Source organism: Rhodopseudomonas sp. B29 (assembly GCF_000333455.1).
In the GTDB taxonomy this organism is placed as follows: Bacteria; Pseudomonadota; Alphaproteobacteria; order Rhizobiales; family Xanthobacteraceae; genus Rhodopseudomonas.
Map to the genome: position 1 here is coordinate 1 of NZ_BADD01000084.1, position 9,345 is coordinate 9,345.

8 protein-coding genes and 3 pseudogenes are annotated in these 9,345 nt (G+C 64.0%); 6 read left to right on the top strand and 5 right to left on the bottom strand.

The features are described 5' to 3' along the window. The 3 genes and pseudogenes from I5M_RS33485 to I5M_RS34170 form a co-directional block, all read right to left on the bottom strand. Positions 1–526, bottom strand: a pseudogene (locus tag I5M_RS33485) (hypothetical protein); the annotation flags it as partial. Positions 527–564: 38 nt separating this feature from the next. Then, positions 565–954, bottom strand: a complete 390-nt coding sequence (locus I5M_RS34165) for a GGDEF domain-containing protein (protein WP_307704340.1) — start codon at positions 952–954, stop codon at positions 565–567. A gap of 64 nt (positions 955–1,018) precedes the next feature. Continuing rightward, positions 1,019–1,837, bottom strand: coding sequence for a hypothetical protein (locus tag I5M_RS34170; protein WP_307704339.1), 819 nt, complete (start codon positions 1,835–1,837; stop codon positions 1,019–1,021). A 199-nt stretch (positions 1,838–2,036) separates the two neighbouring features. Here I5M_RS34170 and I5M_RS03045 point away from each other — a divergent pair, with 199 nt between their 5' ends. From I5M_RS03045 to I5M_RS03060, 4 genes are all read left to right on the top strand, one after another. After that, positions 2,037–2,603, top strand: a complete 567-nt coding sequence (locus I5M_RS03045) for a sigma-70 family RNA polymerase sigma factor (protein ID WP_022720052.1) — start codon at positions 2,037–2,039, stop codon at positions 2,601–2,603. Next, positions 2,600–3,454, top strand: a complete 855-nt coding sequence (locus tag I5M_RS03050; RefSeq protein ID WP_022720053.1) for a hypothetical protein — start codon at positions 2,600–2,602, stop codon at positions 3,452–3,454. Before I5M_RS03045 ends, I5M_RS03050 begins: the two co-directional genes overlap by 4 nt. Before the next feature lie 385 nt (positions 3,455–3,839). Further along, positions 3,840–4,334: a TIGR03809 family protein gene (locus tag I5M_RS03055; RefSeq protein ID WP_022720054.1), complete on the top strand. Its 495-nt coding sequence runs from the start codon at positions 3,840–3,842 to the stop codon at positions 4,332–4,334. Between the two features lie 398 nt (positions 4,335–4,732). After that, positions 4,733–6,802, top strand: a complete 2,070-nt coding sequence (locus I5M_RS03060) for a methyl-accepting chemotaxis protein (RefSeq protein WP_022720055.1) — start codon at positions 4,733–4,735, stop codon at positions 6,800–6,802. 213 nt (positions 6,803–7,015) lie between these two features. On the opposite strand, the pseudogene I5M_RS34010 reads toward I5M_RS03060, so the two are convergent. Further along, positions 7,016–8,027, bottom strand: a pseudogene (locus I5M_RS34010) (alpha/beta fold hydrolase). A gap of 210 nt (positions 8,028–8,237) precedes the next feature. On the opposite strand from I5M_RS34010, the gene I5M_RS03070 reads away from it, so the two are divergent. Next, the gene (locus tag I5M_RS03070; protein ID WP_022720059.1) at positions 8,238–8,657 is read left to right on the top strand and encodes a hypothetical protein; all 420 of its coding nucleotides are present in this window, start codon (positions 8,238–8,240) and stop codon (positions 8,655–8,657) included. Positions 8,658–8,734: 77 nt separating this feature from the next. Here the strand turns inward: I5M_RS03070 and I5M_RS33500 are convergent, their stop codons facing one another. Next, positions 8,735–8,956, bottom strand: coding sequence for a hypothetical protein (locus tag I5M_RS33500; protein WP_022720060.1), 222 nt, complete (start codon positions 8,954–8,956; stop codon positions 8,735–8,737). Here I5M_RS33500 and I5M_RS03080 point away from each other — a divergent pair. Beyond that, positions 8,946–9,345, top strand: a pseudogene (locus tag I5M_RS03080) (TonB-dependent receptor); the annotation flags it as partial. The gene I5M_RS33500 and the pseudogene I5M_RS03080 overlap by 11 nt on opposite strands.

Consider the following 9,345-nt stretch of genomic DNA (forward strand, 5'->3'; position numbering starts at 1 on the left):
CGTGCCGCTGCTGATCCTCGGGCTCGTCGTCAGCGTGCCGATGATCGTGGCTGGCGCCGCGCTGATCATGCTGGTTCTCGAAAAGCTGCCGATCCTGGTCTGGGCCGGTGCCGCGCTGCTCGGATGGATCGCCGGCGAAGTGATCGCCACCGATCCTGCCGTGCATCCCTACATGCACGTGTTCGATGTCCCGGTGGGCGTCGAGTTGCTCCGACTGCGACAGCACCGGTGCCGCGATCTCGATGCGGTCCTCGAAGGCCAGATGGCGGATGATGCGGGGCGGCGCAGTCACCGGCGCCAGCCGCTGCGCCAGCAGCGCCTTGGCATTCGCCTCGATATTCTCGACCAGGCAGCCGAACACGTCGTCGAACAACGTGATCTGGTCCGGCGTGTAGTCGGTGCCACCATCGAGAAACAGATCGGTGACCCGCCGCAACGTTTCGACCCGCCGGGCGACGGTGCCGTGGGCCAGGGTCGCCTGCAATTCGTCGAGCAGGTTGGCGGTGGAAGGTGCTTTTGAACGCATTACTCTACTCTGTCCTGGAGCTTCAGTCGCCCGTTTCTTCAGGCTATGGCAATTCGATCCCGTCCTTCGGCCTTTGCGGTGTAGAGCGCAGTGTCGGCTCTGGCGAGGATGGTCTCGGCGTGTTCGCCGAACGACATGGTAGTCACGCCGGCCGACAGCGTCACCCGCATGCCCGGAGAGAAGGCACTCCAATCGAGATCTGCAACAATGACGCGCAGCCGGTCGAGCAGGCTGCAGGCTTCCTGGCGCGAGGTATTGGGCAGCAGCATCAGAAATTCTTCAACCGCATAGCGGCCGAAGCGGTCGAGCACGCGGATATTGGAGAAGATGGTAATGGCGAAGGTCCGCAGCACCTCGTCGCCGGTCGGATGGCCGAACGTATCGTTGATGCGCTTGAGCCAGTCGAGGTCGATCAGCGCCAGCGACAGCGGCTCGCCGCAGCGCCGTGCGCGCTAGATATCCTTGTCCAGCATCCGCATGATACAGCGCCGATTATAGGCGCCGGTCAGCTCGTCGAGCTAAGGCTAATTCTGCGATGCGCTGATAGGCATCCCGGAGCTGCAGACCGCGCTTGTACAGCGCGTCCCGCATCTCGTTGGAGTACATGCCGATGAACATGCAGCGGCCGATGGTCAGGGCCAGTGCCAGCATGGTGGCTAACCGCTCCAGCAAAGAGCCGTGCGGCATCTCGAGCGGAGCGCTGGTGATCAGGAACAGCACCGCCAGCGCGGCCGTCACGGCGATCCAGGCGATCATCGCCTGGATGCGCGTCGCGCGCAGCGAGGCGAAGGCGAAAACGATGAAAAGCGCGCACAAAAACAGGAACGCGACCTGCGGCACCCAGAAGCTGAAGCCGATCATCATCAGCAGATTGGCGCCGCTGATGGGAAGGATGAGATAGTGATCCTTGAAGCGGTCGTTGAAGCCGGCTTCCGACAGCAGGATCTGGACGACGACGAAGGTCAGTCCGACGAAGGCGTAGGCGGGCGCCACCATGAGCGGGATCGTGCCGGCGAACGCGTAGAGCAGGAGGATCGAGGCGTCGATCAGATAGCTGGCGGCGATCAGATCCAGCACCTGGCGTCGCTGACGCATTCGGCGCGCACGAACCGCCAAGATCCGAGCCTGTTCGGCGCTGTTCGGCTTGCCGGCAAGCTGACCGGAAATGGCGACGGATCTTCCCATGAGTCCCGCTAGACTGCCCGCATCGAAACGGCGGCGTTTGTGGAACTTAATCCGTAAAGCCTTTAGGTTTCGTATCTGTCCAATTTGTGGACGATTATGTGTTAACTGCCTGATACGAATGGACAATTTACTAGTTTAGGCGGCCCGTGAGTGGCTGGTACGGTTCCTTGTTACCTCCGGTCGGATTGGTGCTCACTCCGCAACGTGGATATGGTCCGTGCGCCGGCTCACAGATTCTGGCCCTCCACACCATGAAAATGCAGTATTTGGCCGTCCAAATCGAACCTTCCCCCTGCCGGGACCGACCAATCCCTCGGGACCGCCAGTGAGTACAAAGCCAGCCGCAGACGACGTCCTGATCGCGCGGATCGCCGCTGGCGACCGGCTGGCGATGCGGGTGCTTTATGGCCGTCACCACGTCAGGGTCTATCGATTCGCCTTGCGTCTCGTGGGGAACGAGCAGGTCGCCGAGGACCTTATTAGCGAGGTGTTTCTCGACGTCTGGCGACAGGCCGGCAAGTTCGAAGGTCGCTCTTTGGTCTCGACCTGGCTGCTGGCGATCACGCGGTTCAAGGCGCTGTCGGCGTTACGGCGGCGCCAGGATGCCGAACTGAAAGACGAGGCGGCGCTGGCGATCGAGGATCCTTCGGACGATCCGGAAATCGCAGCGCAGAAGAAAGACACGGGTGAAGCGTTGCGGAAGTGTCTGGACCAGCTTTCGCCCGATCACCGGGAAGTGGTCGACCTCGTCTACTATCACGAGAAGTCGCTCGAGGAGGTCGCGCTCATCGTCGGTATTCCGGAGAACACCGTCAAGACGCGGCTGTTCTACGCACGCAAGAAACTGGCCGATCTGCTCGAGGCAGCCGGCGTCGAACGAGGCTGGCCATGATCGCAGGCAAGCGAATGCCCGAGCAGGACGAGCCGGGCGACCTTGAAGCGCTGCTGCCCTGGCATGCAGCCGGGACGCTGAATGCGCGCGACGCCCGACGCGTCAGCGAGGCGCTTGATCGCGATCCGGAGCTCGCCAGGCAATACGCCGCCGTGCTCGAAGAATACGCCGCGACCATCGAATTCAACGAGAGTCTCGGCGCGCCATCGTCCCGTGCGATGCAGAAATTGTTTGCCGCGATCGATGCGGAGCCGGCGCAGCCGCAGCGGTCCGGCACCGGGTTGGTTGGGCGGATCGCCGCCGCGCTCTCGGAAATGTCGCCGAAGGCGCTGGCCTGGACGATCGCCGTCGCGGCGTTCGCCCTGATACTCCAAGCCGGGCTGATCGGCGCCATGCTGGCCTTCACGCCTGCCGGCGTATTCCAGACGGCTGCGCTGCAAGACCGCCATGACCAGCCCGGGCGGGCGGTCGCTCCCGGCAACGCCCCGGTTGCCGAACCGCAAGCGGTTCGGACTGCGCCGGCGGTTCCCGTTGCACCGCCGGCGGCGCCCGCCGCGAAGGAGTCGTCTGCACCCACGGCGCTCGCCATGGCAGACCGGCCAAGCGGGCCGGTGGTCCGCAGTCTCGCACCCGACGGCGGTCCCCGCTTTTTTGTCCGCTTCGTGCCGGATGCGCGCGCGACCGAAATCGTCGCGCTGCTCGATCAGTATAAGGCCACGGTCGTTTCCAGTGCCGGCGGCGTGTTCCGGCTGCAAGTCGGCGACCATGCCCTGACGAAGGCCGATCAGGACCGCCTGATCCGGCGGCTGGAGAACGAATCCATCGTTGCCGTGGTGCAACCGGCCCCTTGATTTGGGCCGTTCAGGCAGCTCGATAGGTCAAAAAACTTCTTCAGCTTTCGCCGAGAAAAACCGCAACCATCGTTGAACGTTTGGCGTTGTCTGGGTGACCAATCGTTGTGGGAGCGGCAAGTCCCTCCCCAGCGAGGCTGTATCGGCGCGAGCGCCCATCCACCCCAGCGCCAATATGGCTTTTGACCCGCCCGGTTGTCCCCCCGGGCGGGTCTTTCGTTTCGCACCCGTAAAAGTCTCAGGGCTCTGAACCGCAACTTCAAAAAAGTTGCAGGAGCGCTTGGCTATGCACAGTAAACTTTTCTTAACGATGTTATTAATACCTTCATGACGATTCGTTAGTTGCGTCGCGTTCGTCAGCAATCCCCCTTTCGGCGGATGGATAATGGAAACGACCGACGCAGCCCGTGGCCGTGCACTCGTCGAGCGCTGGTGCGCTTTGGCCGAGCAGCGACTCGAATATCTCACCGAGCTGTTCGATACCGGTCGGTGGCGCCGGTTCTTCACCGAAGTGGAATTTCTCGAAAATATTCACGACGCCAGGGCTGCGGTCGACAGCTGGCGTGAGCTGCTTGCCCGCGACAGCGACTCGCCGGGCGCGCAGAGTCTGGCCTGGCTCGGCTACAATCCGCATCTGCCGCCGCGCCCGATCTTCTACCTGAGCGACAAGACCGCTCTCGATCCACCTGTGCGGCTGCCGCGGCTGGGCTCGCCGAGCCCGTCCATTGCCCCGGATCAGCCCGTGACGCCGGTACTCAAGCTGGTTGAGGATGCGCCCGAAGAAGCTGCCGAGATCGTCGACGACGTCCCGGCCTGGCAGCATGCGCTCGATCCGGTGCAACTCGAGCAGCGCTATCCGCTGCTCCGCAAAGTCGGCTGATCGCTGCTTCGCCCGACCGGCGGCTTCCGCGATCGGTCCCATCTCAAATCTTTGGTCGTAGGCGCGACTCTGACGCGCTCGGTCGGCAGGCCCTTGTCGCCGCCGACGCTTGGATAGTTGCCTTGGTAACAGATAGTTACGGCGATCTGGGCAGCACTTGGTCTCGATCGACTACATCTAATGTTGCACAACTCCTCGATGTATTTGGGTAGTTGTGCGCGGATTCCGTTTAGTCTTTTCAAATGATTCGGCTCGTATCCCTAGCTGCAACTGCCCGACAGCGGCAGTAGCCAGGGGGAGGTCCGAAAGACCCGGCTTTGGGGGTATGCGTCTTTTGGATTTCCCATCGTCCCGAGCGGCATCAGCCGGGTGCCAAACGGCCATTGGGGATTTCCAATATGAGTCACGCTGCACTCACGGCCGCATCGCGCGCGCCAGATCTCTTCTCGTTCTTCACTAACCGCAAGATCGGCATCAAGGTCGCGATAGGCTTCGCCGTCGTCCAGGTGCTGATGGCCGTTCTCGCCGTCCTCAACTACTCCTGCTTCGGCCGGCTCGAAAACGCGTTCGCGACCTTTGCGCAGCGCGTCCAGGTCGTGGATATAGCCAGCGATGTCGACCGTGGCTTCTCCAAGATGCGGCTCGCAGTGCGTGACTACAACCTGACCGGCGACGAAGCGAGGATCGGGGAGGCGGAAACGCAGCAGAAGGCGTTGTCCGAAAGCATCGCGCGCGGCCTTACCGCGATCAAGAATCCTGAGCGACTGGCGCAGATGGAGGCGCTCCGCAGCGAATTCGATCGCTATGTTTCCGACTTTGCCGACATGGTGAAGATGCGCCGCGATCAAAACCGACTGCTCGGCGAGGTTCTCGACCCAATCGGGCAAACCGCCCGGCTCAGGCTCGAAGCTCTTCAGAATGCGCTGATGAACGGCGACGGCAACCCGAGCCACGCACTTCTGGTTTCGGATGCTCTGAAGAAGCTGCTGATCCTCCGCCTCGCGGCCAGCAAGGCCGTCGGCCGCACCGACACCGCCGGCGCGGCCGCTGCCGAAGACGCCAAAGCCTCGGCGGCAGCGCTCGGCGCAACTGTGGCGGCTTTGAAGACCGCGATCGATAGCGCCGATGAACGCAAGCAAGTTGCCGCTGTCGAAACCGACCTCGGCAAGTACCTGGACGGATATCAGCGCGCCCTCCAACAGGGGCGAACCCTGCAGACCCAGATCATTGGAATGGGCAAACTTGCCCAGTCGATTGGCCTTGCTGCTGCCAACATCCGCGACTCTGGCCTTGCCGATGAGCGTAATATCGGCGCCGAAACCTCCGGCACGATCAGCGACAGCAAATCGCAGATCCTGTGGCTCACGCTCGGCGCCATGGCGATCGGCCTTGTGCTGGCATGGCTGGTCGGGCGGGCGATCTCGCGGCCGATCGTGGCGATGTCCGGCGTGATGAAGGAGCTCGCCGGCGGCAACCTCAAAGTCGAAGTGGTCGGCTCCGGCCGGCTCGACGAAATCGGCTTGATGGCCTGCACCGTCGAGGTGTTCAAGAAGAACGCGCTCGAGGTGGCCGAACTCAAGGCAGAGCAGGAAGAGGCCGAGCGCCGTGTCGCGGCTCAGCACAAGGCCGAGATGCAACGTCTGGCCGACGATTTCGAGAACGCGGTCGGCGAGATCATCGACACGGTGACCTCGGCCGCGACTGAACTCGAGGCCTCAGCCGGCACCCTGACGGCGACGGCCGAACACTCGCAGCAGCTTGCGACATCCGTCGCAGCCGCTTCCGAGCAGGCCTCCTCCAACGTGCAGTCGGTGGCTTCGGCGACCGAGGAAATGGCGTCTTCGATCAACGAGATCAGCCGGCAGGTGCAGGAATCGGCGCGTATCGCCGGAGATGCGGTGGACCAGGCGCGCAAGACCAACGACCGCATCAGCCAGCTCGCCAGCGCGGCCAACCGCATCGGCGACGTGGTCGAACTGATCAACACCATCGCCGGCCAGACCAACCTCCTGGCGCTCAATGCCACGATCGAGGCGGCGCGCGCCGGCGATGCGGGGCGCGGCTTCGCTGTCGTCGCCCAGGAGGTCAAGGCGCTGGCCGAGCAGACCGCCAAGGCGACCGGCGAGATCAGCAGCCAGATCAGCGGCATGCAGTCGGCGACGCAGGACTCGGTCGGAGCCATCCGCGAGATCGGCGGCACCATCGAGCGGATGTCGGAGATCGCCTCGACCATCGCCTCCGCGGTCGAGCAGCAGGGCGCCGCGACACAGGAGATCTCGCGCAACGTCCAGCAGGCGGCGCACGGCACGCAGGATGTCTCGGCGCATGTCGTCGACGTCCAGCGTGGCGCCACCGAGACCGGCACGGCCTCCACCCAGGTCCACTCGGCCGCCCAGTCGCTGTCGCGCGACAGCAACCGGCTGAAGGACGAGGTGACGAGGTTTGTCGAGACGGTGCGGGCGGCGTAAGCGCCGCCGCCCGCACCGCTCGGATCGCTGTGAGCCGCGGCCGGCCACCACAACAGCGGTCATCGCCCGGCTCGACCGGGCGACCCAGTATCCCAGTGCTACTATGAGAGATCGGCGGAGTTAGCCCCGCCGTTCTCCGCATTGCTCTGGGATACTGGATCCCCGCTTTCGCGGGGATGACGGCGGTGTATGGAGCAACGCCGCGACGACGAACTACTTCGCCAAGAAATCCAACAGCAGCTTGTCGGTGCGCTCGGGCGCCTCCAGAAACACCAGGTGCCCCACATGTGGGATCACCTCGGCCCGAGCATTCGGCATCTGTGCGGCAAACGCCTTGGCCAGATCGGCGTTGTGGCCCATCTTCGGCCGCAGCGCCTCGGGCGCGTTGGGTTTTGCCCGGCGCGTTGTGATCGTCCTCGCCCATGAAGAACAGCGTCGGCACGGTGATCAGCGGAATTTCGTGCGCCACCGGCTCGCGATAGATCATCTGCGCCGACGCCACGAAGGATCGCAGCCAGCGCGGATAGTCGGGGCTACCCTTGATGCCGTAGCGGGCATCGATGAACGGCGTGACCTGATCGGGTGGCAGCTTCAGCGCGTAGTTGGTCTCGAGCTGTTTGCGGTAGGCTTCGGCCGTGAGTTTGTCCTCGTGGGCGATGATCGCCTCGGTCGGCGTCGGCGGCACGTAGAGCCGATAATCCTCGAGTCCGATTGGCGCCATCAGCACCAGATGCGAGAGCCGATCCGGCGCGGCGCGCGCGATCCGCACCGCCAGCATGCCGCCGAGCGAATGCGCGACGACGTCCACCTTGGTGATGCCGAGATGATCGAGCAGCGCCAGCGTGTCGCGGGCGAGGTCATCGAAATGCAGATCGCCGCTAGGTTTCGATGATTTACCGAAGCCGATCTGATCCGGCACCACGACGCGGTAGCCGGCCTTGCTGAGCACGGCGATCACCGGCGCCCAATAGCTTGACGGAAAATTGCGCCCGTGCAGCAGCACGACGCTGCGGCCGTTGGAGTCGCCGCTCGGCGCCACGTCCATATAGGCCATCGACAGCTTCTCGCCGGCGTGATCGACCGCGAACAGCTTGACCGGGTAGGGATATGGATAACCTTCGAGATTGATGCCGTAGGGTTCGTGCGGCGGTGAGGATTGTGCGGCTGCGGCCGACAATTGAAACAACAGGCCAATCGCGGCGGCGACACCGATGACAAGACGCATGATTCGATCCTGGGCTGACTTGATCCTGGGCTGACGACGACTGCATTCTGAAAGGCACTGCCGCTTGCCACGCGTTCCGTGCTTGTGCTTTTCAGAACTGTGATCAAAAGGCGACAAGGGTTGCATTTCCATTCGATGCGGTCTCAATTTACCAGCGACGCTTTGATGCGTTTCGCTGGCTGTGATTACCTTCTAGCGATCGAGCGGGGGATGACGGTGACCGCGGCGCGGCATCAAGCGAATTTGACACCGGCTGCGGCCCGGTGGCTGGCGGTCGCCGCTCGTGCGGCGACGAGCTGGCTGGTCGCGCTGGCGTTGCTGCTCGAGGTCGCTCTCTCGGCGTTTGCGCCGGTCACGGCCAATGGGCCGCTCGAGCTACTCGCCGCCCAAGAGATTTGCCACTCGCTCGACGCTTCGGCGCCGGCAGACTCCAAGGACCGCGTCGTCGTCCACTTCAAGTGCATCGGCTGCGTGCTGGCGTGCAGCCTGCCGCCGCCGGCATTGAATGTCACGCTGATGCCGGTGCGAATCCTGGCGCGGGTCGCACAAGGGTGGCCGCTGTCCGCAGCGGCGCCTCGCGGGCCGCCGTCGCTCGCACATTTCGCTCGCGGTCCTCCTATCCTCGCTTAGTTAGCTCCGCCGCTGGCCGCGCTTTGTCCGGCCGCCCGGAGATTTTCCTTTTTCGTTGCCGTCTCCAGGCTCGCGCGTCATCGCGTGGCCGAACGGCCGTCTTGCGCCGTCGCAACGATGTGCGCGCCCTGTTTCACGAGTCGTTTCATGAACTGTTCTGCCTTGCCCGGCCTTCGCCGGCCCCTGCTGCTGACTACATCGCTGTCCTCGTTCTCGCTCTCGTTGGCGATGGCGGCATTGTTCGCATCCGCGCTTGCCCGCCCGGCGACGGCGCAAAGCGCGAGCGGATTGTCGACCATCGTGGTCGACCCGGCGAAACAGCGCGCCAAGCCGCGTGTGCGGCACAGCCCGTCCGCTGCCACGACACCGCGCGGCGGCGCTCCGGTCGCCCCGCCGGCCGCCATCCCGCCTGAGAACGAAGGGCTGGCGCTGCCGGCGACCAGCACGACATTGTCGCGTAGCACAGTGGTCGCACGCAGCCTCGGCACCAGCGACGCGGCATCGCTGGTCGCAGACATTCCGGGCGGTGCGGTGTGGGGGGCCGGCGGCGTCTCCAGCCTGCCAGCACTGAACGGGCTTGGAACAGACCGCGTCCAGGTGGCGATCAACTCCATGCTGATCAGCCCGGCCTGCCCGAACGAGATGAATCCGCCGCTGTCATTCGTCAATCCGCAGATGATTGCGAACA

Excerpts from the sequence above, each read along its gene's own strand:
- I5M_RS03050 (WP_022720053.1), top strand. The coding sequence starts at position 2,600 with ATGATCGCAGGCAAGCGAATGCCCGAGCAGGACGAGCCGGGCGACCTT.
- I5M_RS03055 (WP_022720054.1), top strand. The coding sequence starts at position 3,840 with ATGGAAACGACCGACGCAGCCCGTGGCCGTGCACTCGTCGAGCGCTGG.
- I5M_RS03060 (WP_022720055.1), top strand. The coding sequence starts at position 4,733 with ATGAGTCACGCTGCACTCACGGCCGCATCGCGCGCGCCAGATCTCTTC.
- I5M_RS03070 (WP_022720059.1), top strand. The coding sequence starts at position 8,238 with ATGACGGTGACCGCGGCGCGGCATCAAGCGAATTTGACACCGGCTGCG.
- I5M_RS33500 (WP_022720060.1), bottom strand. The coding sequence starts at position 8,956 with ATGGTCGACAATCCGCTCGCGCTTTGCGCCGTCGCCGGGCGGGCAAGC.